Consider the following 22273-nt stretch of genomic DNA (forward strand, 5'->3'; position numbering starts at 1 on the left):
GCGCCTGCGATCAGGGGGTGATGACCGCGCGACCGTCGATGTCGCGGTCTTCGAGCCGCTGTGCGACGGTGTTGACGTCGTCGAGGCCGTACCGGGTCGTGTGGAGGTCGACCGCGCCCCGCTCGACGAGCGCGACCAGTTCCTGGAGTTCGGTGTACTGGCCGACGATGTTGCCCTGATAGGCGAACTCGCCGTTGACCAGCGCCTGTGCGGGCTCGTGGATGTGGCCCCCGTAGCCGATGATGTGGTGGTCGCCGCCGGCGGCACAGATGTCGGGCGCGAGCGCGGTCGTCTCGTCGGCCCCGACGAAATCGAGCACCTGCGCGGCCCCGACGCCGTCGCTGATGGCCTCGACCTCGCTGGCGACGTCCTGGCTCTCGGGGTCGATGGTGTAGTGTGCCCCGAGGTCGTCGGCGAGGTCGCGGGCGGACTGCTTGATGTCGACGGCGACGAGGTCCGCCGCACACATCGCGTCGAGACACTGGAGGCCGATGTGGCCGAGGCCGCCGACGCCGATGACGACGGCGGTGTCACCCGGATTGAGGCCGTCGACGGCCTTCTTCGCCGCGTGGTAGGCCGTGATGCCGGCGTCGGCGTGGGGCGCGATGTCGACCGGGTCGACGCCCTCCGGGAGCGGGATGACCGACCGGTCGCTGGTCAGCAACTGGTCGGCGAAGCCGCCGTCGGTCGTCAGGCCGTTGAACGCGTCGTTTTCGCAGTACATCGTCTCGCCCTGGCGACACGGCCGGCAGGTGCCACAGGTCTGGACCGGATGACAGATGACCTGGTCGCCCTCGGAGACGATGTCGACGTCCTCGCCCGTCTCGACGACCGTCCCGGCGTTCTCGTGACCGAGCGTCATCGGGAGCTCCTGTGGGACGTACTCCTCCCACATCCCCTCGATGATGTGGTTGTCGGTCTGGCACCACCCCGCCCCTTCGACCTCGACGACGACGTCGTCCCCGGCTGTGACCTGTGGCGCGTCCACCTCGTCTATCGAGAGCCCGTTCGACATGTCGTGTGTGTACTCGTGGAGTCTGGCTGCGCGCATCGTCCTGTGTCCGGGCGAGACGGCAATAAACGTACAGTATAAGATATCGAATAGATCCGCGACCGTGTCGGCGACGGCCGCTCACTCCGGGAGCGGGCACCGCATCGCGTGGGCTCAGTCCCGGCGGGCCAGCAGTGCGGCCCCCAGTAGCGCCACGACGGCGACGGGAATCCCCATGCCGGGTCCGAAGGCCGAGGACGGCGCGGGGCTGGTCGCGCGGACCGGTTCCTCGACCGGTTCGTCGGCCGCGTACTCCCAGACGGCGGTGTCGTTCCGGACGAGGTCGGCGTTCGAGGACGTGATGTCGGCGGGCATCGTCAGCCGGTACTCGACCGCGACGCCGTCCCCGAAGGCCACGTCGGTGTTCTCGCTCGCCGTGCGGAACGTCCGGTCCACGTAAGTGACGTTGCCGCCGCTGACGGTGGTCGACACGTCGCTGTCCGGGCCGGGCGTCCAGTTCGTGAACGTCATCGAGAGCGTGACGTTCTCGCCGTCCAGTTCCTGTTCGTAGGTGTAGTCGTCCATCCGGCTGACGTTCACGTCGGCCAGGAGATACCCCTCGACCGAGTCGTAGCCCTCCTGTCCGGCCCGGCTCTGGAGGCCGTCGTACACCGACGGGGACATCTCCAGGGTCAGGTCGTACTCCGAGACGGTGCCGTCGGCGGCCACCGTCGAGTCGACTGACGCGGTTACACAACCCGAGAGGACGACGAGGGCGGCGAGACCGAGCGCGGGGACTGCTCTGTGCATAACCACACGAACCGTATCGGGCGGAATAAGCCTTGTTAACCGCTCAGTGTGTCAGGACCAGGAGTTGGTCGTCGGTCCGGACCAGACAGAACGGCGAGCCGGGGTTTCCGAAGGTGTTCGTCCGCTTCTCGCTGATAAAGAGCGTCTCGAAGGCGTCCCCGCAGGCCGGGCAGGCGAACCCCGTCCTGTTCGCCAGCGTCATCGTCCCGCGGTCGTCTTTCAGCAGTTTGAGCCCGTGGCGGTAGTCGTGTACGTCGAAGCTCCCGCTGACGTCTAGCTGTTCCATAGGTGTGACACGAGCGCCGGCCGTCTAAAACGCGTCGGCGGCTCAGACGAGGTTCGCGCCCATGTACAGGACGACGACGAGGAAAATCCAGACGACGTCGACGAAGTGCCAGTACATCGAGGCCGTCGAGACGGACGTGTGTCGCTCGGCGGAGTACTGCCCGTAGTACGCGCGGACGAAGACGATACCCAGCAGCACGGCCCCCATGCTGACGTGCAGGCCGTGGAGCCCGGTCAGCCCGTAGAACGCGGAGCCGTAGATGCCGCCGGTGACGGTAAAGCCCTCGTGGACGATGAACTCGTAGTACTCGTAGACCTGCCCGCCGATGAAGACGACGCCGAGCAGCAGCGTCGCGCCGAGCAGTTTCAGGAACCGGTCGCGGTTCCCGTTCCGGAGCGCGAGGTGGCTGAAGTGAAGCGTCACCGAGCTAGCGACCAGGAGCAGCGTGTTGATGATGACGAGCGAGCCGAACACTTCGGGCACGGCCGCCTGCGTCCAGACCTCGCCGCCGCGGACGATGAAGTAGTAGACGAAACCGGCCCCGAAGGTGGCGATTTCGGTCCCGAGGAACAACAGCATCGCGAACTTCAGCGTCTTGTCGGAGTGGTAGTCGGTGCCCCGGTCCCAGAAGTCGGAGACGAAGGCGTGGTACAGCCAGCCGTAGAGGCCGACGAGGAAGATGCCGACGCTGCCGGCCGTCGCGCCCGCCGCGACCGTCTGGCCGACCAGCGCGTTCTCGCCCATCGAGAGCACGAACAGGGCCGCGCTGACGTAGATGCCCGAACCACCGATTGCCGTCACGAAGGGCCACCAGCTGGCCTCGCCGAACCCGTGGGGCCAGTCCTCCGTCGCCGGGAGGTGGTGCTCCCCGTGGCCGTCGTCCGCGTGTTCATCGGAGACACTCATACTAGGCCCCTTACGAACGGAATACTAAAAGCCCATCCAATTCACTGCGGGCTGGCACTCGCCATAGCCGGGTGCCGGCGGCATCCCGGAAGCTACACGGGGCCGAAGACCCAACCACCGACGATGACACTCCGGAGGCGTCGCGCGGTCGCGCTGGTGGTGTGCGGGCTGGGATGGCTGGCCGCGACGGGGACGGCCAGCGCCCACGGCGGCAGCCTCGCCAGCGGCGGCCGGGAACCGCTGACGATACCGACGTGGCTGTTCCTGAGCACTGGCGGCGCGGCCGTCGGCGCGTCGTTCCTGCTGGCCTCGTTCGTCACCGACCGGGCGTTCATCGAGCGCATCCACGGGTGGGGGAGGCCGCTGTCGGGGGATTTCGAGCGCGTTTTGGGACTCGGCGGCCGGCTGGTCGGTCTTGTCGGACTCGTGGCGGTGCTCGTGGTCGGCTTCCTCGGCCCGACGAACGCCCGGACGAACCTGGCGATACTGCTCGTCTGGGCCGGCTGGTGGGCCGGGCTGGCGATGACGACGTATCTCGTGGGCAACGCCTGGGCGACGCTCAACCCCCTGAAGACGCTCGCCGAACTCCTGCCGACGCTCGACCGCACGTACCCCGACCGCGTCGGGTCCTGGCCCGCCGTCGGCGGCCTGCTCGTGCTGGTGTGGGTCGAGGTCGTCAGCCCGCTCGCTGACCAGCCGCGACTGCTCGCGTCGGTCGTCGCCGGCTACTCGGCGGTGACGCTCGCGGGCGCGTTCGTGTTCGGCCCCGACGACTGGTTCGCCCGCGCCGACCCGGTCGAGCGGGTGTTTCGCTACTACGGTCGGTTCGCGCCCATCGGCCGCGGCGAGGACGGACTCCGACTGCGGCTGCCCGGCATGGACCTCTCCTCGCGGCGGCTGGTCGACGGCCCCGACGAGGTGGCGTTCGTGGTCGCCCTGCTGTGGGTGACGACCTACGACGGCCTGGTCACGACGCCCGCCTGGCGGGACCTGACGACGCCGCTCGTCGAGACCGGCGTCCCGCCGCACCTCCTGTACCCGGTCGCGCTGGGCCTCGGCTTCGCCGGCTTCCTCGGCGTGTACCGCATCGCGGTCCGGCTCTCGCGGGACATCTCGGACACGTACCTGGCTCCGTCGACCCTCGCACAGCGGTTCGCGCCACCGCTGGTCGCCATCGCCGTCGGCTACCACTTCGCGCACTACCTCGGGTACTTCCTGGTGCTCGCGCCGTCGCTGGCCGTCGCGCTCGCCTCGCCGTTTGCCAGTCCGGCGACGGTGCCGACCGTCGAGCTACCGGGGTGGTTCGGCGGGGTCGCGCTCGCGTCGGTCATCGTCGGCCACCTAGTCGCTATCTGGGTGGCTCACGCCGCCGCGTACGACCTGTTTCCCGCGCGTCTGCAGGCGATTCGGTCCCAGTACCCCTTCATCGCGGTCATGGTCTTCTACACGATGACGAGCCTCTGGGTCGTCTCCCAGCCGGAGGTAGCACTGCCACACCTATGAGTGAGACCGTATCCACGGACGACCGGACAGCATCGACCGACGACACCGAGACGTACGACGTGCCGGCCGACGCCGCGGCCTACGACTGCGCGTACTGCGGCCGGCCGTTCGCCCGCGAGTCCTGGCTCGCGCTCCACCGCGGGCTGGCCCACCCGAACGAACTCGACGACGCGGAGGTCGAGGCCTTCCGGGCGGCCCACGAGCGGGAGGAAGAGTCGCTCTCGACGTTCCGGCTCCAGGCGCTGGGCGCGCTCGTGCTCATCTACTTCGGCCTCCTCATGGTGTACGCGCTCGTGTAAGCCACCTCGCGCTCGCGCCGTCCGGGCGGGAAGCGAAGCGTTGATGGGTCGGAGGCGACCAAACAGTGGGTATGGACCTTCGCGTCATCGACAAATCCGACACGGAACTCTCTATCGAAATCGCCGGCGAGGACCACACGTTCATGAACGTCATCAAGGGGGCGCTGCTGGAGACCGACGGCGTCACGGCGGCGACCTACGACGTGAACCCGGAGCAGTCCGGGGGCCAGACGGACCCGGTGCTGACAATCAAGACCGAAGAGGGCGTCGACGCGCTCGAAGCGCTCGAAGACGGGACCGACGCCGTCATCGAAAAAGCCGACAGTTTCACCGACGCGTTCGAAGCCGCCGCGTAATTCTAGCAGAGCACGTACGTGACGAACACGCGCTCGTCCGGGCCGACGTGGATGTCGAGGCCGACCAGCCCGCCTTCGGCCGCGTAGATTCTGTTGCCCCGCTCGAAGTAGCTGTCGACAAGCGCGGTCGCCAGCGCCGTCTCGCTCTCGAACTGGTCGAGCGACTGTGGCGTCCTGTCGTAGGCCACCTCGTAGCTGACCACCACCGGCCGGTCACAGGGGAGCGGGAACCGGGTGACCCCCTCCCGCGTCGGCGGCTCCGCGTTGTCGTATCTCGCGTCGACACGGCCCTTGTTATAGTAGGCCGCGGCGTCGTCCAAGCTCCCGTTCCGCGCGACCGTCCCGCCGCCGACGCCCGACCGGCGGGCGTTGTACACGTCGAGATACCGCTGTTCGACGGCGGCCAGCGAGAGGGGCCCGACGGTGTCACCGCTCCCGGCCGGGGACGCTGTCTGTGGCGGCCCGGCGGGCGTGTCGGCGGCAAAGCCCGGCAGCGGCACGCCGGCGACGAGCCCGAGGAGAAGGACACCCAGGACCAGCGCCACCGCGACGTATCCGAGGACGTACTTGGCTTCGAGCACGTCGAGCCAGCCGGTCTTTATGTCGTCGAGGGGGTCGTCCTCCGGGGGCCCCGTCCGCCGCTCGAAGTTGCTCCCGCCACAGCGCTTGCACGGCGGTGAGTTCTTCTGGTGCTGGCGGCCACAGTCCAGGCAGACCCACCGGGGGCCGCCCTCGACGACCTCGTGGTTGACCTGCGTGACCGCCTCCTCGAAGGTCCCGTGCCCGCAGTTGTCACAGGGTGGGTCGTTCTCCTCGTGTGGTTTGCCGCACCACTCGCACCGCCATTTCATTGTAGTAACTCGGCGACGCGGACACAAAGCCTGCCCGATGCCGGCCCCGCCACGGTCACAGCGCGACGGTCCGCGTGACGTCGGCGTCCACGTCGAAGTGTCGCCCGTCGCGGAACACGTCGTAGCCGTTCGCCAACAGCGAGAGCGAACCGACCGTCATCGTGAGAAACAGGACGAGTTCGGTTCCCGTCGCCGTTCCGGCGACTACCGCCGGGCCGTACGTCGCCGGCCAGGAGAGGGCGAACACCGCGTAGGAGACGCCGACGAAGTGCCGCCAGGTGACCGTCACCGGCCCGACCGACACGGCCGCGACGATGCCGGCGAGGAGGAGGCCGACGCCAGCGACCAGCATCCCGACGAGGACCGGATTCACGGCGAGCGCGCCGACGCCGAAGACGGCGAAAAACGCGCCGAGGAGAGCCAGGTCGAAGAGGCCGAGATAGCGGTAGGTAGACTGCTTCACACACGATACTCGATACGACCGCGGTTAAATCCTGTCGGCCACGAAGTGCCTCGGCTACAACCGGACCGGGATTCCCTTGCTGTCCAGATACTCGGCTTCCACCTTTTTGCCGCTCGGGAGGCCCACGACCTCCACTCGCGGCAAAAACGTGGGTGAAAAAGCCGGTCCTCACTCCGTTCGGACCGTCCGTCTCACAACCGCACCGGAATCCCCTTGCTGTCCAGATACTCCTTCGTCTCCTCGATGGAGTACTCGCCGAAGTGGAAGATAGAGGCGGCGAGGCCGGCGTCCGCGCCGGCGTCGACGAACACCTCCTCCATGTCGGCGGGGCTGCCACAGCCCGAGGAGGCGATGACCGGCGTCGAGACGGTGTCACAGACGGCTTTCATCAGCGGGATGTCGTAGCCGTCCTTGGTCCCGTCGGCGTCGATGGAGTTGACGAACAGTTCGCCCGCGCCGCGTTCCTCTGCCTCGGTGGCCCACTCGACGACGTCGAGACCGGTTCCTTCGCGGCCGCCCTTGACGGTACACTCGAACCAGCAGGACTCGCCGTCGACCTCGGCGTAGTACTCGCCCTCGTCGTCGAAGCGGCGGCGGGCGTCGACGGAGATGACGATGCACTGGCTGCCGAAGGCGGCCGCGCCCTCGTCGATGAGTTCCGGTTCGGCGATGGCCCCGGAGTTGATCGACACCTTGTCCGCGCCGGCCCGCAGCGTCTCCTTGATGTCGTCGCGGGTGCGGATGCCACCGCCGACGGTCAGCGGGATGAACACCTCGTCGGCGACGGCCGAGACCGTGTCGAGCATCGTCTCGCGGCCCTCCGCGGAGGCGGTGATGTCGAGGAAGACGAACTCGTCGGCCCCGGACTCGTTGTAGGCCTTGGCCATCTCGACCGGGTCGCCGGTGTACTCCAGGTCCTCGAAGTTGACGCCGGTGTAGACGGCCGCGTCCCCGTTCTCGTCCACGTCCACGTCGATACAGGGGATGATTCGCTTCGTGAGAGTCATCTGGTATCCGTGGGTTCGCCACAGGGCCGTTTGACGGTTTCGGCTGGCGCAAACCGTCGGCCACAATCCGACAGCTACACGTACGCCGCCCAAGAACCACCGCCCATGGCAGACGACCACCACGAGGAGGACCGACCGGACTACGACCCCGAACACGTCGAACTCCCCGCGCGAGAACCACCGCTTCGGTCGACGGCCCCGCAGAGCGGTTTCACGATGTCACAGGTCGGTACGGGGCTCGGCGTCCTGCTCGTCGGACTGGTGCTTACGTTCGGTATCGCGCTGGCGCTGGCCTGAACGGCCCGTCTGAAAGCGTGTGTATAAGTTTCTCCGTGATAATAGCCGAATATTGTGTCGTCTGAGACGCCAGTCGGGACGACGGTCGCGACGGGAACGTCGACGGCGACCGTCGGACGCCGCGCCGGCCGCGAGGCAGCGACCGCGGCCAGGGAGCGACTGGCCACAGACCGCATCGACTTCTGTCAGGTGTTCGCCGCGGCGGCACTGGACCCGGAAGCGGTCCTGACGGCCGTCCGCGAGGTCGTCGACGCGGAGACGGTCGTCGTTGGCTGTTCGGCCAACGGGACGTTCACCGAAGAGCGGACGATGGACGACGGCGTCGCCGTCGCGCTCGTCACCAGCGATTCCTTCCGGTTCGACGCCGCCGTGGCGACCGGTCTCGGCGAGAACGTCCAGGGGACGGTCAGGGACGCGGTCCGAGCACTCCCGGACGACGTGGACTACCCATACCAGTCGGCCATCGCGCTCCACGACGGGCTGTCCGGCATCGGCGAGCGGCTCGCGCTCGCGATTCAGCGCCGGCTCGGCCCCCACGTCGGGTTCGCGGGCGGCGCGGCCTCGGACGACTACCGGATGGAATCGACGCCGGTGTTCTGCGGGGAGACGGTCGCGGAGGACGCTCTGGTGCTGGTGCTCGTCTCCGGCGAACAGCGGGCCGTCATCTCCATGGACCACGGCCACGAACCGGTCTCGGAGCCGTGGGAAGTGACCGACGCGGCGGGGAACGTCGTCCGCGAACTCGGCGGCCGACCGGCCTTCGAGGTGTGGAAAGACGCCGTCCGGGACTCCGTCGCCGAGCGGTTCGACGTCTCCGTCGACGCGCTCGACCCCGAGTCCGACGAACTGTACATGCTGCTCGGTGCCTACGAGTTCGGCATCGACCAGGGCGACGCGTACAAGATTCGGTGGCCGCGAGTCGCCGTGGCCGCGGAGGGCGCACTCGAGTTCGCCGTCGACATCCCGGAGGGGACCGTCCTCCGCGTGATGCACGGGAGCCGGGCAGGCCAAGTCGAGTCGGCCGGCCGGGCCGCACAGGAGGCGGTCGAACTGGGCGACGGCGGCCTCGCCGGCGGGTTCGTCTACGACTGTGCGTGCCGCGAAATCATCCTCCAGGAGGCGTTCCCGGAGGCGGTCGAGGCAATCGACGATGCGCTCTCGGCCCCCTTCGCCGGGTTCGAGACCTACGGCGAGCTGTGCATGCAGACGGGCCAGTTGAGCGGCTTTCACAACACGTCGACGGTGCTGTTCGCGTTCCCCGAGTGATACATGGACAAGTCAGAACTCGTCTCGAAATTCGCGGAGACGGTTGGCGTCGAGAAAGCGACGGCAATCGTCGACGAGGCGATGGCCGACATCGGCATCGCGGCCGAGACGACGCTTTCGGACGCGGACGCCCGGGACGTCTGTGAGGTCATCCAGCACAACAGCGAGGGCTACATCGAACTCGTCGCCAGCGAACTCCGCGTCCAGTTGGCGGCCCAGGAGCGTTTCGATGCGCTGCTCGAGAACATCCCGAACCCGGCCGTCGTCGTCGCGTTCGACCAGCGCGACCCCCGCGTCACCTCGGTCAACGAGGCCTTCGAAGCGGCGTTCGGCTACGACCGGAGCGAGGCGGTCGACCGCCCGCTCCGGTCGCTCGTCGCCCCGCCCGACTACGAGCCGGGAGACGTGGCGGCCGACTGGTTCCGTGACTCCGGGGAGACGGAGGTGACGCGGGTGACCGCGGCGGGCGAAGCGCGGACCTACCTGTTCCGGAGCGTCATCGTCAGCCGCGACGCCGGCGACGTGGAGGGGTACGGCATCTACACCGACATCACCGACCGCAAGCGCCGCGAGCAGCAGCTCGAACACCAGAACGAGCGCCTCGACGAGTTCGTCAGCATCGTCAGCCACGACCTCCGCAATCCCCTGAGCGTCGCCTCGGGGCGCACCGAACTCCTCCTCGACGCCGTCGAGGACGACGCGGTCCGGGAGGGGCTCGAAGCCGTCTCGGAGGCCCACGAACGGATGGAGCGCCTGCTCGATGACCTGCTGGCCCTCGCTCGGCAGGGCCGCGTCGTCGGCGAGCCGACGACAGTCGACCTCGCCACGGTGGCCACGGACGCGTGGCAACAGGTCGAGACCGCCGACGCGACGCTCACGGTCGAGACCGAGGCGACCGTCGAGGCCGACCCCGACCGCCTCCAGCAGCTGTTCGAGAACCTCTACCGGAACAGCATCGAACACGCCGGCACGGACTGCGAGGTGGTCGTCACCGACGCCGCGTCGAGCGGGCAAAACGGCTTCTCCGTCGCCGACGACGGCCCCGGAATCCCCGCCGCCGACCGCGAGCGGGTGTTCGAGCACGGCTACTCGACGGACTCGGACGGGACGGGCTTTGGCCTCTCTATCGTCCAGAGCATCGCCGAGGCCCACGGCTGGTCGGTCGCGGTCACAGAAAGCGAGGCCGGCGGGGCAAAGTTCGATTTCCGCTGGTGACCGTCGCAGTTCAGGCAAGTTCGTCGTCGATGACCGACCGCAGGTCGGCGATTTCCCCCGCGTCGTACTGGACCGTCTCGTCGTTGACGGTGATGTCGAGGTGGTTCGAGCCGTTAGCCGCGCCCAGTTCCGTCACCGGCGCGACGCCGTCGAAGGCCTCACGGACGGCCGACGGGTCGGTCGTCTCGAACACGACGCGGCCGGGGCGCTCGTTGAACAGGAGTCGCTTGCGGGTCCCGCGCTCGACCGTCTCGATTTCGACGGTCGCGCCGGCGTCCTCGTGAACCATCTCGGCGAGCGTCACCGCGAGGCCGCCGTGGCTCACGTCGTGACTGGCGAGCACGTGGTCGGCGTCGGCCACCTCCGCGACGGTTTCGACGAGCGCCGTGGGGTCGTCCGGAAGCGCCGGGAAGCGGTCCGTGCCGCCGAACTGGGCGGTGTACTCGGAGCCGCCCAGGCGCGGGTCGGCCTCGCCTTCGAGCGCGCTGTCCCCGACGACGACGAGCGTCCCCTCGCCCGACAGCGACATCGGCGGGGCGTCGTAGCCCTCCTTGACGCCGACGAGCGCGAGCGTCGGCGTGGGCGGAATCGGGCCGGTCTGGGAGTCGTTGTACAGCGAGACGTTGCCGCCCACGACCGGCACGTCGAGGTCGCCGCACATGTCGGCCAGCCCGTCCACGATACCCTTGAAGCCGCCGTAGACGTCCGGCTTCTCGGGGTTCCCGCCGTTCAGGCAGTCCACGGCCGCGTGGGGCGTCGCACCCTTCGCGGCGACGTTCGTGGCGTTCTCCAGCGCGACGGCGCGAGCGCCCTCGTAGGGGGCGGCGTCGGTCCAGTTGGGGTCTGCGCCGGCAGAGAAGGCGAGCCCGGTCCCGGCCTCGCGGACGGCGAGCAGCGCCGCGTCGTCGCCCGGCAAGACGCTGGTGCGGACCTGCACCTCGTGGTCGTACTGGCGGTACACCCAGCGCTTCGAGGCGCAGTTCGGACTGGCGACGATGCGCTCGAAGGCCTCGTCCATCGCGACCGTCGGGAGGTCGCGCTCCTGCTCGGGTGGGGCCTCGCTCGGGAGGTCGTTCATCGGCGCGCCGTCGCCCAGGAACTCAGCGTCGACGTCGACGACCGTCTCGCCCTCGAACGTGCAAACGTAGTTCGTCCCGGCCTCGGTGAGTTCGCCGATGACCGAACAGCCCAGGTCGAAGCGCTCGGCGAGTTCGGCCACGCGGTCGACGTGCTCCGGCGCGACCTCGTAGACCATCCGCTCCTGGCTCTCGGCGAGCAGGTACTCCATGGCGTTCATGTTGGGCTCGCGCTCGTGGACGCGGTCGAGTTCGATGCGCGCGCCGAGGCCGCCCTTGGCGACGAGTTCGGAGGACGCGCCACCCAGGCCCGCCGCGCCGAGGTCGCGGGCCGACTCGACGAGGTCCTCGTCCAGCAACGCCTCGTTGCACTCGATGAGCAGTTTCTCGGCGTAGGGGTCGCCGACCTGGACCGCGGGGCGGTCCTCGGTCTCGGCGTCCTCGGCGAGGTCCTCGCTGGCGAAGGACGCGCCGCCCAGGCCGTCACGGCCCGTCGCGTTGCCGACGAGGACCAGCTTGTTGCCCGGCTCCTGCGCCTCGGCGGTGATGGTCCGCTCGGGCTCCAGCAGGCCGATACAGGAGACGTTCACCAGCGGATTGCCCTCGTAGTCCTCGTGGAAGGCGACGCTGCCGGCGACGGTCGGGACGCCGATGCAGTTCCCGTAGTGGGAGATGCCCTCGACGACGCCCTCGAAGAGATAGCGGGAGTGCTCGCGCTCGAAGTCGCCGAAGTACAGGCAGTCGGCCAGCGCGATGGGGTACGCGCCCATCGAGAGGGTGTCGCGGACGATGCCGCCGACGCCCGTCGCCGCCCCGTCGAACGGGTCGACGTAGGACGGATGGTTGTGGGACTCGACGCCCATCGTGATGTACATCTCCTCGCCGTCGCCGTGGGTCGGCAGGGAGACGACGGCCGCGTCGTCGCCGGGGCCGATGACGACCTGGTCGCCCTCGGAGTCGAACGCCGACAGCAGGGGGCGAGAGGAGCGATACGCGCAGTGTTCGCTCCAGAGGTTCTCGAAGAGAGCGGCCTCCGCCCGTGTCGGCTCCCGACCGATCTCCTCGACCACGAGTTCGTGGTCCGCGTCGGACAGGCTCATTACATCGTCGTGGCCGCCCGTACGATAAGTCCCTTTCCATGCACCCGCGCCGGCAGCACGCGACCGTCGCCTGCCGCGACACACTGCGCCGCGGTTCCGCCTTCCCACGCGCTGGCCGCTCCAGCGGCGGAGTCGTCGCTCCCTAACGCGACGGCGTCCGGTTCCTTTTCAAATCAGATAACTGGGCCTCCGAGTATATATGGCCGCTAGACGTACCCCGGCACAGGATGGGGTCCGGGGATAGCGACTGGCTGACACTGGAGGGGAGTTCCTTCTCGGGCAGGTCGTTTTCCAGCGTGTGGGCGGTCGCCCTGGCGACCTACGGCGTCGGCGACGTGGTCACCACTATCGCCATCGTCTATTTCGTCCCGGACTTCACCGAGGCGAACCCGGCCATCCGCTGGGCGATTCAGTCGTTCGGCGGCGGGGGCTTCCTCGGACTCAAACTCCTCGTCATCTACTGCTGTCTCGGCGTGAGCCTCTGGGGCGGCGTGCTCGAAGAGGACCCGCTGCTGTACTACGGGCCGCCGGTGCTGCTGACCGTGCTGGGGCTCTGCGTGACCGGCTTCAATCTCAGGCTACTGTTCTCCTGACCGGCCACGACCGGGCTAGCCACCCGTCGCGTTACCGGCAGTGCCGTTGTCGGGCCGGCCGTCGGACGGCGTCTCGCTCAGGAGCGCACTCGGCGGCGGCGACGCGCTACCGCCGCTCACGGTTCCGATGCCCTCCGGCGTCCCTGTCGGCCGCGGCTCGGTCGGGGCGGCCGTCCCTTCGGCGTCGGGTCGGTCGGGGGGCGAGTCGCCGGTGAGACCGATGGTCCCGACGCCGGCCCCGACGACGGCGACCGCGACGAGAAGTCCCAGTCCCAGCAGCCGCTTGTCGTCGCGGCCGCTCATCTCAGCACCCCTCCTGAACGGCTATGACGGTGTGGCAGTGACCCGGTCTCATCGTGTCTCGATAGCCCTCCGTGGCCAACGGATAGCCGCTACTGGCCGACGAACCACCGACGGCCCCACCCAGTCGGCTCGGTGTCCGATATGTCGACGAGCGAACCGTATAACTTTTTCCATGTTTTCGACCGTCGAAACAAGTGTCGTCCACCGGGGCGCGACTGCCTCGGCAGGGCCGGAGGGCGGGACGGCGACGAGCGGTCGCTGTTAGAACGGCACGTCTTCCCCGGCCGAGTCGGTTTCGTCGTCGGCCCGGAGTTTGCCGGTCTGTCGGTACTGCGTTTCGAGCCGCCGCAGTTTGTCGTTGATGTCGGCGCTCTGGTGGTGTTCCCCGCTGACGCGGACGCGAACGAGGTCGTACTCGTGGCACTCCGACAGCCCGTTCCAGGCGCGGAACGCGCCGACGGTCAGGGTGTCGCTCTGCGGGCAGAACTCGGTCGTCGGCGTGAACTCGGCCCGCAACACCTGCTCGTCCGCTTCGCGGCCGTACCGGAAGCCGGCGTCCGGATGCCGGTGGTCTAAGTTCAGCCGCGCGAGGTTGTACCCGAAGGTCATGTCGTACACGCCCCGCTCGTCGAACAGGTCCATCGTGAGCCGGTGAAAGGCGGCGTGGTCGGCCCCGGAAAGCACCGCCGTCTCGGACAGGAACGGACCGGGGTCCGGGAGGTGGTCGGCGACGAACGCGCCGTAGCCGTCGAACCCGACGTCTGAGCCGCCGCGGAGGCCGGAGAGAAGGCTCATACCGTATCGAACGCGGGCCAGCCATCAGGGCCTGTTCCCGAACGCGTTCGGGAGAAGTCCCTCGCCGGCCCCCGGCGAACTCCGAGTGATGCCAGCAACGACACTCGACCTGCGCGAGACGCCACCGCCGGAACGGCATTCGAAGATACACGACTCCTTCGAGACGCTGTCGGCCGGGGAGACGCTCCGGATTATCAACGACCACGAGCCCAAACCGCTGTTCTACGAGATGCAGGCCGAAGTCGACGCCTTCGACGCGGCGAACTACCAGTGCGAACGGGAAGGGCCACAGAAGTACGTCGCCGACCTCCCGAAACGATGAGCGGGACCCGACAGTCCGGAACGGAGCGGGCGACCCTCGACGGCGACGAGGGCGGCCGGGCGCGGCTGTTCGACGGCGAGCCGAAAACCGTCCAGTTGTCCCTCGACGCGGGCGAGTCGATACCGGCCCACAGCCATCCCGGTCGGCACATCGTGTTCTACCTCCGGTCGGGTGCCGTGGACCTGACGCTGGGCGCGGAGACGCTGTCGCTCTCGGCCGGCGACGTCGTCCGGTTCGACGGCGACCAGGACATCTCCCCCGCGGCGACGGCGGACAGCGAGGCGCTGCTCGTGTTGGCGTCGGCGTAGCCTCACTCGAAGAGGGTCATCGCCGTCTCGATGCGCTCGTCGTCCGCGGTTTTCGCCGCGTCCTCCAGGCTCGACCGCGGGACGGCGAGCAGCCGGTCGACGAGGCGCTCGCTCAGCCGCTCGACCGCCATCCGCTGGTCGGCCGTCAGTTCGCCGTCAGCCTGCAACTGTGACAGCGTCCGGTCGAGCTGCTCCCGCCGAATCTTCGCGCCCCGGCTGTCGATGCGGGCTATCGCCTCCTCGACGTCGACGGGGGACTCCGTGTTCCGACTCATCTGCGCCAGATGACAGTCACTGTGGCGTCGTCGGTCTCAACGCTTTCGAAGTCGTAGCCCCTGTCGTCGAGTTTCGGATAGAGGTGCCGGGGCGCACGGTCGTTGAACTGGACGAGAACGGTGTCGTCGTCCAGGTCCGCGAGCCGCTCCAGGGTCTGCTTGAGCGGCTTCGGCGGCCCGAGCGACCGCACGTCGATGCGGTCGGTCGGTGCGTCGGCGGGCGCGCCCGTCTCCGTGAGCAAGGCCGTGGGCCGGTTCGAGGGCATATGTTCGTGTTCGGCCCCGCACGGGCCGACCCTTTTGCCGAACACGTTCGCCCCTACTGCCAGCAGGGCCGGGGCCGTACTAGCCGGTAATGAGCGGGATACCTGCCGACGTGGACGCGAGCGCCGCACCGCCGATGACGATTCCGTTGCGTCACTTCGTCGTCGCACTGGCGTACCTGGTCGCCGGTGTCGGCGTCGGCGTCGCCGGGGGACGGGCCGGACACCTCGCGCAGGTCCACCTCCTGCTCGCGGGGTGGGTCTGTCTCACCATCATGGGTGCGCTGACGCAGTTCGTCCCGGTCTGGTGTGGGACCGACCTCCACTCACACCGGTTGGCGGCCACGCAGTTGCCACTCGCCGCGGTCGGGTTCGCGGGCCTGGCGACCGGCTTCCTGACGGCGACCCCCGCCCTGCTACCGGTCGGCGGCGCGTTCGCGCTGGCCGGCGTCTGGATGCTCTGTTACAACGTCGGCCGGACGCTGCTCGACGCAGCGCCCGACGTGACGGCGGTCCACTTCGGCTGGGCGCTAGTGTTTTTCGCCATGGTGACCGCCGCCGGGTTCGTGCTGGCGATGGACCGCGCCGTCGGCGTCCTCCCGCTGTTGGGCATCGGCCGGCACGGGCTCTTGCTCGCCCACGGAACGCTCGCCGTGTTCGGCGCGGTCCTGACGACCGTCGCGGGCGCGCTGGCACAGCTCGCGCCCATGTTCACCCAGGCCGACACCGGCAAGGTCGCGGCGGCCGCACAGCGGGCGGAGACGGCCCTCTATCCGCTCGGCGTCCTCGCGCTGGCCGGCGGTCGGCTGGTCGGGTCACCCGCCCTGGCCCGGCTGGGGGCAGTGCTCGTCGCCGCCGGGCTCGGCGTCGTGGCGGCGCTCCTGGCGCGACAGCTCGTCGGTGCCCGCGTCGAGTGGTCGCCGATGCTGACCCGCTACGGCGTCGCGGCGCTGTCGCTGTGCCTCTGGGTCGGGCTGACGGTGCCCGCGTGGTGGGCCGACCCCCTCGGGTACACCGGGCTCCTCGGCCAGCCGGCGACGGTGTTGCTCGTCGGCGCTGTCGGCTTCGTCGTCCTCGGGACGCTGTATCACGTCGTCCCGTTCGTCGTCTGGGTCCACCGCTACAGCGACCGGCTCGGCTTCGAGGACGTGCCGATGGTCGACGACCTGTACGACCATCGAATCGCCGCCGGCGACGGTCTCGGATTGAGTATCGCGTACGTCCTCCTCGTGAGCACTCAGTGGCGCGGGATGCCCGAGGGCACGGCGCTGGTCGCCGGGGCCGCCGCGTTCCTCGGGGCCGTGCTGTTCGCGGGCAACCTCGTCGCCGTCCTGGTCGAACACGGCCCGCAGTCGCTGCCCGCGCTGTTGACCGGCCGTGCGCGAGCGCCCGCCGAGGACCCGTAGCCTCAGCCCGCGGTCGTCGGCTGGTCCGTGTACAGCGAGTAGGTCAGGACGAAGAACCCGACGGCGGTGAACAGTTCCTCGACGGTGACGCTCTTTGCCACGGGCATGCCGATGAACTGGTGGAGGCTGCCACCGAGGATTGCGCCCAGCGTCACGAACCCGATGCCGAGACAGAGCGCTCGCATCGCCGGGCTCTCGGTACGGCGGTACGCGCGGTATGTCAGCGTCGTCAGTATCGCACCACAGACCAGCGTGACCGTCTTCGTTACGATTAACAGCACTGCGTTCGCTCCGAGCATGGCTTCCAGTGACACGTGCTGGTAAATATACCGTCCGTCGCGTTTCCAGCCGGTGAGAATCCCGCTGTCCCGGCCCGCTTCCGTCGACAGCCGTTTCCCTACGGTGGCCGCTATCGGACGTACAGCGAGTACAGGATGATGCCGAGCCCGATGGCCGTCAGCGCGCTCGACGTGAACACGCTCACCGAGAGCAGTTGCTGACCGAGATACCTGCTGACGGCGATGTCGAGGACGCCGCCGGCGAACGCACCGAATGTCACCACCCCGAACCCGTACGTGAGCCACTTGTGCTGGGGGCTCTGTGTCCGGCTGTACGCCTGATAGGAGTAGTACGTTATCAGTCCGCCGAGGATGAGTATCAGTGTCTTCGAGACGACGATGCCGACCTCTGAGCTTGGGATGTGTACCATTGTTATGTCTCCTTTCGTACCTCGGACCAGAGGTTTTCGAGCCGTTGGTCCGGCGTCCGCGCGCGGTGTGAGATATCGACTGTGAGCGACAGTTCCTCGTCGAGGCTGATGACGACGTCCTCGAAGTCGATAGCGTACCGGCTGGCGTGTTGGCCGTCCGACCTGACCTCGACGCCCTCGTACAGCAGCGAGGACTCCGTCAGCAGTTCGAGCTTCCGGTACGTCGTCGACAGCGGTACGCCGCTCCGGTCGGATATCTCGCTCGCCGTCAACGGTTCCTCCAAGACGCTGACGATGGCGCGACAGTCCTCGTCGTCGAGCGCGTCGAGGACCGCCTGTAACTCCGGCGTCTCCTCGTCAGCGAAGGGGTCCCGGACCATCTTTGCTCGACAGTGCCCGCCCGAGACGTTTAATCTAACCGACTTAGGACCGCTTACCGCCCGACACAGCCGACGTCGCCGCCTCACGGCACGCAAATATGGGGGTCTTATACGTACTCCGGGGCTCGTTCCCAGCAGCTGAGAACGGTTCTGTCGGTCCGGGAACTCCCCTCCAGGGGTTTATATTGAGGTGTCTTATCGCCAAGTGCTTATGGAAGACCAGATCGGCGCACCCGGTTCGGGCATCTCCCGCCGCGACTTCGTGAAAGCATCCGGCCTCGGCGGCACGGCCGCGCTCGCGGGCTGTACCGCGCCGGGTGAGGTGCCGACCGACGAGTCAGTCGACACCGGCACGACCCCGGCACAGACCGACAGTACCCTTCCGACCACGTCGCCGCCGGAAATCGTCAACGTCGACGAGCAGGGCGGCGAGGTGACGCTGTCCTCCGTCCCGGCCAAACACGAGGCCCACCCCGGCGAGTCGATGGGCGGCCCCGTCGAACTCCCGCAGGTGTGGGCGTTCAAGGCCGACGACGGCGAACCCAGCGTCCCCGGTCCGATTCTCCGGACGACCGAGGGCGAGGACATGGAGGTCACGTTCGACAACACGGACGGCATGCGCCCGCACACGGTCCACTTCCACGCCGTCCAGAAGCAGTGGGAGGACGACGGCGTCCCGACCACCACTGGCATCCGCATCGACCCGGGTCAGAAGCACACCTACACCATCCCCGCGAACGTGCCCGGTACCCACCTCTACCACTGCCACTACCAGACCCACCGCCACATCGACATGGGGATGTACGGCATCTTCCGCGTCGACCCGAAGGGGTACGAACCGGCCGACAAGGAGTACTTCATGACGCTGAAGGAGTGGGACTCCCGGCTCAACCGCCAGATGGCCGGCATGGACGCCAGCTACGACGCCCGGAACCGCCGCCCCGACACGTTCACCATCAACGGCAAGGCGGCCCCCCGGACGCTCCACCCCGAAGACGGCTCCCCCATCATCGTCGAGCAGGGCGACACCGTCCGCATCCACATGTGTAACAACGGGTACATGGACCACCCGATGCACATCCACAACCACCGGTTCCAGGTGACCCACAAGGACGGCGGGGAGATTCCGGCGGCCGCCCGCCACGACCAGGACATCACCAGCATCCCGCCCGCCGGACGGCACACCATCGAGTTCGAGGCCGACGCCGACCCCGGCATCTACCTCGCGCACTGCCACAAGGTCAGCCACGCGATGAACGGGACCGCCTACCCCGGCGGGATGGTCACCGGCGTCGTCTACAAGGAAGCGATGGACACCGACATCTTCAAACAGCTGATGGACTACGCCGGCTACGACGCGTAACACGACGCTCCGGGCGTCGAGCCGCGTTTCGGGGGAATTTCGTGGAACTCCCAGGACGGAGGACACGCTCCGGTGATAAATCAGGTAGCGCTATACGGAATTCGGACGTCACGGCCGCCAGAGCTTCGGTAGGTGAATTTCTACAAATCAAAAGGTTTCTGATAAGTCTGTTCTGAGGGCGCTGAGGTGACGGTAGAGAGCGATTCTCGGAAGATTCGGAAACCGCACCCTTCCGTTTATCCGAATGGTTGCCGAATCACTCCATATGATTACCAACGCTCGCGTGTTACAGCCCGAGTTCATCCCTCGGGAGGTGAAACACCGTTCTGCCGAGGTGAGCCACCTCTCCGACACACTGCGTCCGATTATGACCGAGGGACGCCCGGAGCCATCGTTCCTGTACGGGCCGTCTGGGGCTGGGAAGACCTGCATCGCCAAATACACCGTCAAGCAACTCCGCGAGAACGTTGTCGACCTGAACTACCAATACGTGAACTGCTGGGAGGATTACAGCCGATTCAAGACACTCTACCGGATTCTCGACGGAATCAACGAGACGTGGGACATCCACCGTCAGTCAACCCCGAAAGACGAGCTGTTAGAGCGGCTACGCGAGTACGACGGCGCACACTACGTGGTTATTCTCGACGAGGTTGACCAGCTCCAAGATAAGAAAATCCTCTACGATTTCCATCGGATTCCTCATCTCACAATGATTCTCATTGCGAACCGCGAGGAAGACGTGTTCAGTTTGCTTGATGAACGGCTGTATAGCCGACTCCAGAACTGCCCCCGCATTCGGTTCAACAACTACGACTTGGCGGAGTTGGTGTCGATCATCGAGGATCGGGCGCGGTGGGGACTCAGGCCAGACGCACTCGCACAGAACGAGATGGAACTGATTGCGGACCACGCTGCCGGCGATGCCCGCGCTGCTATTGGTATCCTTCGTAACGCGACTAGGATGGCATCCCAGCGAGAGTATGACCAAATCACAGCTGAACTAATCCGAGAGGCAGTTCCGGAAGCGAATTCGGAAATCCGACAGAAGACGACAGACAAGCTCACCGACCACCAGCAGATTCTCTACGATATCATCACCGACAGCGGGAAAATCAGTGGCGGCGACCTCTACGAACAGTACTGTACTGAAGTCGACTCTGCCAAAACGCGGCGAACTATGAGGAACTATCTTTCTAAGCTAGAACAATACAATCTCGTCGTCGCATCAGGAAATACAAAAGGACGGTCGTATAGCCCGCAAACCTGACTGAATGGATACCTTCGTCTAGAGTAGAGAAGTGATTCATTTTTCATTTAATCGGTTATAAGCTGGTCGTACAGTAGCGTTACCTATCGGCCACCTCCTCAATTGCTGCTGAGAAGTCACAGTTTGAGCAAAGGAAGTTGTCATTCACTTTATGAACGTAAGTCTCTGTAGAGCCGCAGCTTGGACACCTGTACTCGCTTTCGTCAAGCATACTTCTCGGGGGCATCGAACCAAGGAGAACAGGCATCAGTATTAAAACCTCGGCTATCCAAGATGACTCGACATACCTGCAAGCAATATTATTCAATGGTCTTCTACGACGACTCGTTCATACTCCTCAGCGGTCGTCGCTCCAAACCCACTTGTCACGTATTTCCAGTCCATATCACTACAATCTGATTTCTTGTCCGGCCCACTTAGGAGGAGCTCTGAAGCTTGGCGGATGAGCGAGAGAACTGTTCCTGCTGAAAATAATGGGATTCCAATAACGGCGAATCCAAGTATCTTGTCGAGCATTAAAATCTAGTTGCTGGCAATAGAGCTTGAATTTTTTCCAACAAAGTACGGAGGTGCTCAATGGGCAAGTCTACTGACCGACGGATTCATCCAATCCCTGTGAAACCAGGGAGGGCCGACTGCTGAATAGAATCTCTATGTTTTGCAGGCCAATTAGGGTCAATATCAGCAGACTGAATGTTATTTCACCAGATTGGGCAAGGGCCAAGTAGAGAAGAGTATCCCAAAAGAAGAGGAAGCTGAAGAACGATTTCAAGCAAACCCTGGAGAGCTACTTCCGCTAACTCTCTACTGCTGGTTCAACCTTTTTCCCAACTATTTCTTCTGAGATATCCTCATCATACCGAACTTCTACCAGCTCAATTCCATGTTTTTTACACAGTTCCTTTGTCCGACGATCCCTCTCCTGACGTTCTTCTAAGCCCTCTTTTCCACCCCAAGCCTCGACAATCTCGTAGTGCTGGACACCTTGATACTCAACCCCAACTTGAGCTTCCTCAATGAAGATGTCCAGCTCGAGTCCTTCTAACCAGTCTGGTCTGTGGTGACGTTTGATCGTGTATTCGTCGCCGTACTTCGACTCTATAAGATTGTAGAGGACCGTCTCGCTCTCCCAACGACTCCCGATTTCGTGATGACCGAATTCCTGTCGAACCTCGTTCTCTATAGCTGTTGAAACCCGATCCCAATTTTCCTCAACAAGTTCCTCTAACTCCTCTAATTCGTCTGCCTCATCGGGAGGAAGACGTGGTTTCTCGTTGTACTCCTGTTTTATCTCGTAGATATGGTCCCCGTCTATATCCCCGGGATGGTAGTCTGGGTTATCTGAATCTGCGTATTTCTTGAGTAGCTCTTTCCGCTCTTCATTGATTTTCCGGTCGCGTTTTCGCCTTTTTGCTCTAAGTTTCTGTAGCCGCTGAGTCTTGGATTCAAAGTTATTCTCTAGTTCGTCATCTACCAATTCCAGTATGTCGTCAGGGATTTCTTCGACAAACGGTGTCTGAGTCCCGATGTTCCCGTAGAAGCCGTACTGATACTGTCGCTGGTTGATATACCACCCATAATTCTGCTTGAAGACTGTTCCATACATTTCATGGCAGAAACGGAGCTTGGGGACTACCTGATTACACCTATGACAAAGATCTGGTTTAAATTGGAATACGTCTATTATGTTTTCAAGACTTTCAAAATCGGTTTTTAGAGCCTTTTCTTTGATTTCGTCCTGAAATAGCTGGACAACGTTCTCTACAGTTACCTCTCGATGTGAGTCATCCAGTTCATCAATACGACCTCGAATATAGTTTTCCAAGGCTGTCTCAGCACAAGAACAGAAGTATCAGTACC

General features: G+C 65.6%; 29 protein-coding genes. 12 read left to right on the forward strand and 17 right to left on the reverse strand.

Annotation, left to right across the window (positions count from 1 at the left end; all coding sequences use genetic code 11):
- Nucleotides 1-10: 10 nt before the first annotated feature.
- The 4 genes from VI123_RS06890 to VI123_RS06905 all read right to left on the reverse strand — a co-directional run bounded on the left by VI123_RS06890 (nucleotide 11) and on the right by VI123_RS06905 (nucleotide 2993).
- A complete protein-coding gene (locus tag VI123_RS06890) occupies nucleotides 11-1051 on the reverse strand; it encodes an NAD(P)-dependent alcohol dehydrogenase (protein WP_336337286.1) in 1041 nt (346 codons plus the stop codon).
- A gap of 114 nt (nucleotides 1052-1165) precedes the next feature.
- Nucleotides 1166-1801: a PGF-CTERM sorting domain-containing protein gene (locus tag VI123_RS06895; protein WP_336337287.1), complete on the reverse strand. Its 636-nt coding sequence runs from the start codon at nucleotides 1799-1801 to the stop codon at nucleotides 1166-1168.
- Nucleotides 1802-1844: 43 nt separating this feature from the next.
- Complete coding sequence (locus tag VI123_RS06900; RefSeq protein WP_336337288.1) at nucleotides 1845-2087, reverse strand: DUF7385 family protein; 243 nt, start codon at nucleotides 2085-2087, stop codon at nucleotides 1845-1847.
- 42 nt (nucleotides 2088-2129) lie between these two features.
- Complete coding sequence (locus tag VI123_RS06905) at nucleotides 2130-2993, reverse strand: cytochrome c oxidase subunit 3 (RefSeq protein ID WP_336337289.1); 864 nt, start codon at nucleotides 2991-2993, stop codon at nucleotides 2130-2132.
- 156 nt (nucleotides 2994-3149) lie between these two features.
- Here VI123_RS06905 and VI123_RS06910 point away from each other — a divergent pair, with 156 nt between their 5' ends.
- The 3 genes from VI123_RS06910 (at nucleotide 3150) to VI123_RS06920 (ending at nucleotide 5151) form a co-directional block, all read left to right on the forward strand.
- Nucleotides 3150-4496, forward strand: coding sequence for a hypothetical protein (locus VI123_RS06910; RefSeq protein WP_336337384.1), 1347 nt, complete (start codon nucleotides 3150-3152; stop codon nucleotides 4494-4496).
- On the forward strand, nucleotides 4493-4795 hold the full coding sequence (locus tag VI123_RS06915) for a DUF7410 domain-containing protein (RefSeq protein ID WP_336337290.1): 303 nt from the start codon (nucleotides 4493-4495) through the stop codon (nucleotides 4793-4795). The genes VI123_RS06910 and VI123_RS06915 overlap by 4 nt, the downstream gene beginning before the upstream one ends.
- Before the next feature lie 71 nt (nucleotides 4796-4866).
- Nucleotides 4867-5151, forward strand: a complete 285-nt coding sequence (locus tag VI123_RS06920; protein WP_137684216.1) for a DNA-directed RNA polymerase subunit L — start codon at nucleotides 4867-4869, stop codon at nucleotides 5149-5151.
- A gap of 2 nt (nucleotides 5152-5153) precedes the next feature.
- Here the strand turns inward: VI123_RS06920 and VI123_RS06925 are convergent, their stop codons facing one another.
- From VI123_RS06925 to hisF, 3 genes are all read right to left on the reverse strand, one after another.
- On the reverse strand, nucleotides 5154-6002 hold the full coding sequence (locus VI123_RS06925; protein ID WP_336337291.1) for a toprim domain-containing protein: 849 nt from the start codon (nucleotides 6000-6002) through the stop codon (nucleotides 5154-5156).
- Nucleotides 6003-6057: 55 nt separating this feature from the next.
- The gene (locus VI123_RS06930; RefSeq protein ID WP_336337292.1) at nucleotides 6058-6465 is read right to left on the reverse strand and encodes a hypothetical protein; all 408 of its coding nucleotides are present in this window, start codon (nucleotides 6463-6465) and stop codon (nucleotides 6058-6060) included.
- A gap of 191 nt (nucleotides 6466-6656) precedes the next feature.
- Nucleotides 6657-7472 carry an imidazole glycerol phosphate synthase subunit HisF gene (hisF, locus tag VI123_RS06935; RefSeq protein WP_162413059.1) on the reverse strand — a complete coding sequence of 272 codons (816 nt, stop codon included), beginning with the start codon at nucleotides 7470-7472 and terminating at the stop codon, nucleotides 6657-6659.
- Between the two features lie 105 nt (nucleotides 7473-7577).
- Here hisF and VI123_RS06940 point away from each other — a divergent pair, with 105 nt between their 5' ends.
- The 3 genes from VI123_RS06940 to VI123_RS06950 are packed head-to-tail and all read left to right on the forward strand — an operon-like array spanning nucleotide 7578 to nucleotide 10250.
- Nucleotides 7578-7769, forward strand: a complete 192-nt coding sequence (locus tag VI123_RS06940; protein ID WP_336337293.1) for a DUF7550 family protein — start codon at nucleotides 7578-7580, stop codon at nucleotides 7767-7769.
- A gap of 54 nt (nucleotides 7770-7823) precedes the next feature.
- A complete protein-coding gene (locus VI123_RS06945; protein WP_336337294.1) occupies nucleotides 7824-9035 on the forward strand; it encodes an FIST signal transduction protein in 1212 nt (403 codons plus the stop codon).
- Between the two features lie 3 nt (nucleotides 9036-9038).
- On the forward strand, nucleotides 9039-10250 hold the full coding sequence (locus tag VI123_RS06950; RefSeq protein ID WP_336337295.1) for a sensor histidine kinase: 1212 nt from the start codon (nucleotides 9039-9041) through the stop codon (nucleotides 10248-10250).
- 10 nt (nucleotides 10251-10260) lie between these two features.
- On the opposite strand, the gene purL is transcribed toward VI123_RS06950, so the two are convergent.
- Nucleotides 10261-12426: a phosphoribosylformylglycinamidine synthase subunit PurL gene (gene purL / locus VI123_RS06955; RefSeq protein WP_336337296.1), complete on the reverse strand. Its 2166-nt coding sequence runs from the start codon at nucleotides 12424-12426 to the stop codon at nucleotides 10261-10263.
- A gap of 227 nt (nucleotides 12427-12653) precedes the next feature.
- Between purL and VI123_RS06960 the strand changes: the two genes are divergently transcribed.
- Nucleotides 12654-13019 (forward strand): hypothetical protein, encoded by a 366-nt coding sequence (locus VI123_RS06960; RefSeq protein WP_336337297.1) that lies wholly within the window; start codon nucleotides 12654-12656, stop codon nucleotides 13017-13019.
- Nucleotides 13020-13034: 15 nt separating this feature from the next.
- On the opposite strand, the gene VI123_RS06965 is transcribed toward VI123_RS06960, so the two are convergent.
- Nucleotides 13035-13322 (reverse strand): hypothetical protein, encoded by a 288-nt coding sequence (locus VI123_RS06965; RefSeq protein WP_336337298.1) that lies wholly within the window; start codon nucleotides 13320-13322, stop codon nucleotides 13035-13037.
- 261 nt (nucleotides 13323-13583) lie between these two features.
- Nucleotides 13584-14117: a hypothetical protein gene (locus VI123_RS06970; protein ID WP_336337299.1), complete on the reverse strand. Its 534-nt coding sequence runs from the start codon at nucleotides 14115-14117 to the stop codon at nucleotides 13584-13586.
- An 88-nt stretch (nucleotides 14118-14205) separates the two neighbouring features.
- Between VI123_RS06970 and VI123_RS06975 the strand changes: the two genes are divergently transcribed.
- Both VI123_RS06975 and VI123_RS06980 read left to right on the forward strand, forming a co-directional pair.
- A complete protein-coding gene (locus tag VI123_RS06975) occupies nucleotides 14206-14439 on the forward strand; it encodes a DUF2249 domain-containing protein (protein ID WP_336337300.1) in 234 nt (77 codons plus the stop codon).
- The gene (locus VI123_RS06980) at nucleotides 14436-14747 is read left to right on the forward strand and encodes a cupin domain-containing protein (RefSeq protein WP_336337301.1); all 312 of its coding nucleotides are present in this window, start codon (nucleotides 14436-14438) and stop codon (nucleotides 14745-14747) included. The genes VI123_RS06975 and VI123_RS06980 overlap by 4 nt, the downstream gene beginning before the upstream one ends.
- A 2-nt stretch (nucleotides 14748-14749) precedes the next feature.
- Here the strand turns inward: VI123_RS06980 and VI123_RS06985 are convergent, their stop codons facing one another.
- The gene (locus VI123_RS06985; RefSeq protein WP_336337302.1) at nucleotides 14750-15022 is read right to left on the reverse strand and encodes a glutamyl-tRNA reductase; all 273 of its coding nucleotides are present in this window, start codon (nucleotides 15020-15022) and stop codon (nucleotides 14750-14752) included.
- Nucleotides 15019-15288 carry a DUF2249 domain-containing protein gene (locus VI123_RS06990; protein WP_336337303.1) on the reverse strand — a complete coding sequence of 90 codons (270 nt, stop codon included), beginning with the start codon at nucleotides 15286-15288 and terminating at the stop codon, nucleotides 15019-15021. The genes VI123_RS06985 and VI123_RS06990 overlap by 4 nt, the downstream gene beginning before the upstream one ends.
- Before the next feature lie 89 nt (nucleotides 15289-15377).
- On the opposite strand from VI123_RS06990, the gene VI123_RS06995 reads away from it, so the two are divergent.
- Complete coding sequence (locus VI123_RS06995) at nucleotides 15378-16691, forward strand: hypothetical protein (protein ID WP_336337304.1); 1314 nt, start codon at nucleotides 15378-15380, stop codon at nucleotides 16689-16691.
- A 2-nt stretch (nucleotides 16692-16693) separates the two neighbouring features.
- On the opposite strand, the gene VI123_RS07000 is transcribed toward VI123_RS06995, so the two are convergent.
- From VI123_RS07000 to VI123_RS07010, 3 genes are all read right to left on the reverse strand, one after another.
- Complete coding sequence (locus VI123_RS07000; protein ID WP_336337305.1) at nucleotides 16694-16990, reverse strand: DUF7521 family protein; 297 nt, start codon at nucleotides 16988-16990, stop codon at nucleotides 16694-16696.
- A 110-nt stretch (nucleotides 16991-17100) separates the two neighbouring features.
- Nucleotides 17101-17400 (reverse strand): DUF7521 family protein, encoded by a 300-nt coding sequence (locus VI123_RS07005; RefSeq protein WP_336337306.1) that lies wholly within the window; start codon nucleotides 17398-17400, stop codon nucleotides 17101-17103.
- 2 nt (nucleotides 17401-17402) lie between these two features.
- Nucleotides 17403-17780 carry a helix-turn-helix domain-containing protein gene (locus VI123_RS07010; RefSeq protein WP_336337307.1) on the reverse strand — a complete coding sequence of 126 codons (378 nt, stop codon included), beginning with the start codon at nucleotides 17778-17780 and terminating at the stop codon, nucleotides 17403-17405.
- A 211-nt stretch (nucleotides 17781-17991) separates the two neighbouring features.
- Here VI123_RS07010 and VI123_RS07015 point away from each other — a divergent pair, with 211 nt between their 5' ends.
- Both VI123_RS07015 and VI123_RS07020 read left to right on the forward strand, forming a co-directional pair.
- Nucleotides 17992-19143 (forward strand): multicopper oxidase domain-containing protein, encoded by a 1152-nt coding sequence (locus tag VI123_RS07015; protein WP_336337308.1) that lies wholly within the window; start codon nucleotides 17992-17994, stop codon nucleotides 19141-19143.
- A 265-nt stretch (nucleotides 19144-19408) separates the two neighbouring features.
- The gene (locus VI123_RS07020; RefSeq protein ID WP_336337309.1) at nucleotides 19409-20413 is read left to right on the forward strand and encodes a Cdc6/Cdc18 family protein; all 1005 of its coding nucleotides are present in this window, start codon (nucleotides 19409-19411) and stop codon (nucleotides 20411-20413) included.
- Nucleotides 20414-20716: 303 nt separating this feature from the next.
- Here VI123_RS07020 and VI123_RS07025 read toward each other — a convergent pair whose 3' ends face one another.
- Together VI123_RS07025 and VI123_RS07030 are read right to left on the reverse strand one after the other, a co-directional pair.
- A complete protein-coding gene (locus VI123_RS07025) occupies nucleotides 20717-20929 on the reverse strand; it encodes a hypothetical protein (protein ID WP_336337310.1) in 213 nt (70 codons plus the stop codon).
- Between the two features lie 280 nt (nucleotides 20930-21209).
- Nucleotides 21210-22238 (reverse strand): hypothetical protein, encoded by a 1029-nt coding sequence (locus tag VI123_RS07030; protein ID WP_336337311.1) that lies wholly within the window; start codon nucleotides 22236-22238, stop codon nucleotides 21210-21212.
- Nucleotides 22239-22273 lie beyond the last annotated feature (35 nt).

The sequence above is a fragment of the Haloarcula sp. DT43 genome (assembly GCF_037078405.1).
In the GTDB taxonomy this organism is placed as follows: domain Archaea; phylum Halobacteriota; class Halobacteria; order Halobacteriales; family Haloarculaceae; genus Haloarcula; species Haloarcula brevis.

Excerpts from the sequence above, each read along its gene's own strand:
- VI123_RS06890 (WP_336337286.1), bottom strand. The coding sequence starts at position 1,051 with ATGCGCGCAGCCAGACTCCACGAGTACACACACGACATGTCGAACGGG.
- VI123_RS06895 (WP_336337287.1), bottom strand. The coding sequence starts at position 1,801 with ATGCACAGAGCAGTCCCCGCGCTCGGTCTCGCCGCCCTCGTCGTCCTC.
- VI123_RS06900 (WP_336337288.1), bottom strand. The coding sequence starts at position 2,087 with ATGGAACAGCTAGACGTCAGCGGGAGCTTCGACGTACACGACTACCGC.
- VI123_RS06905 (WP_336337289.1), bottom strand. The coding sequence starts at position 2,993 with ATGAGTGTCTCCGATGAACACGCGGACGACGGCCACGGGGAGCACCAC.
- VI123_RS06915 (WP_336337290.1), top strand. The coding sequence starts at position 4,493 with ATGAGTGAGACCGTATCCACGGACGACCGGACAGCATCGACCGACGAC.
- VI123_RS06920 (WP_137684216.1), top strand. The coding sequence starts at position 4,867 with ATGGACCTTCGCGTCATCGACAAATCCGACACGGAACTCTCTATCGAA.
- VI123_RS06925 (WP_336337291.1), bottom strand. The coding sequence starts at position 6,002 with ATGAAATGGCGGTGCGAGTGGTGCGGCAAACCACACGAGGAGAACGAC.
- hisF (WP_162413059.1), bottom strand. The coding sequence starts at position 7,472 with ATGACTCTCACGAAGCGAATCATCCCCTGTATCGACGTGGACGTGGAC.
- VI123_RS06940 (WP_336337293.1), top strand. The coding sequence starts at position 7,578 with ATGGCAGACGACCACCACGAGGAGGACCGACCGGACTACGACCCCGAA.
- VI123_RS06950 (WP_336337295.1), top strand. The coding sequence starts at position 9,039 with ATGGACAAGTCAGAACTCGTCTCGAAATTCGCGGAGACGGTTGGCGTC.
- purL (WP_336337296.1), bottom strand. The coding sequence starts at position 12,426 with ATGAGCCTGTCCGACGCGGACCACGAACTCGTGGTCGAGGAGATCGGT.
- VI123_RS06960 (WP_336337297.1), top strand. The coding sequence starts at position 12,654 with ATGGGGTCCGGGGATAGCGACTGGCTGACACTGGAGGGGAGTTCCTTC.
- VI123_RS06965 (WP_336337298.1), bottom strand. The coding sequence starts at position 13,322 with ATGAGCGGCCGCGACGACAAGCGGCTGCTGGGACTGGGACTTCTCGTC.
- VI123_RS06970 (WP_336337299.1), bottom strand. The coding sequence starts at position 14,117 with ATGAGCCTTCTCTCCGGCCTCCGCGGCGGCTCAGACGTCGGGTTCGAC.
- VI123_RS06975 (WP_336337300.1), top strand. The coding sequence starts at position 14,206 with ATGCCAGCAACGACACTCGACCTGCGCGAGACGCCACCGCCGGAACGG.
- VI123_RS06980 (WP_336337301.1), top strand. The coding sequence starts at position 14,436 with ATGAGCGGGACCCGACAGTCCGGAACGGAGCGGGCGACCCTCGACGGC.
- VI123_RS06985 (WP_336337302.1), bottom strand. The coding sequence starts at position 15,022 with ATGAGTCGGAACACGGAGTCCCCCGTCGACGTCGAGGAGGCGATAGCC.
- VI123_RS06990 (WP_336337303.1), bottom strand. The coding sequence starts at position 15,288 with ATGCCCTCGAACCGGCCCACGGCCTTGCTCACGGAGACGGGCGCGCCC.
- VI123_RS06995 (WP_336337304.1), top strand. The coding sequence starts at position 15,378 with ATGAGCGGGATACCTGCCGACGTGGACGCGAGCGCCGCACCGCCGATG.
- VI123_RS07000 (WP_336337305.1), bottom strand. The coding sequence starts at position 16,990 with ATGCTCGGAGCGAACGCAGTGCTGTTAATCGTAACGAAGACGGTCACG.
- VI123_RS07005 (WP_336337306.1), bottom strand. The coding sequence starts at position 17,400 with ATGGTACACATCCCAAGCTCAGAGGTCGGCATCGTCGTCTCGAAGACA.
- VI123_RS07010 (WP_336337307.1), bottom strand. The coding sequence starts at position 17,780 with ATGGTCCGGGACCCCTTCGCTGACGAGGAGACGCCGGAGTTACAGGCG.
- VI123_RS07015 (WP_336337308.1), top strand. The coding sequence starts at position 17,992 with ATGGAAGACCAGATCGGCGCACCCGGTTCGGGCATCTCCCGCCGCGAC.
- VI123_RS07020 (WP_336337309.1), top strand. The coding sequence starts at position 19,409 with ATGATTACCAACGCTCGCGTGTTACAGCCCGAGTTCATCCCTCGGGAG.
- VI123_RS07025 (WP_336337310.1), bottom strand. The coding sequence starts at position 20,929 with ATGCTCGACAAGATACTTGGATTCGCCGTTATTGGAATCCCATTATTT.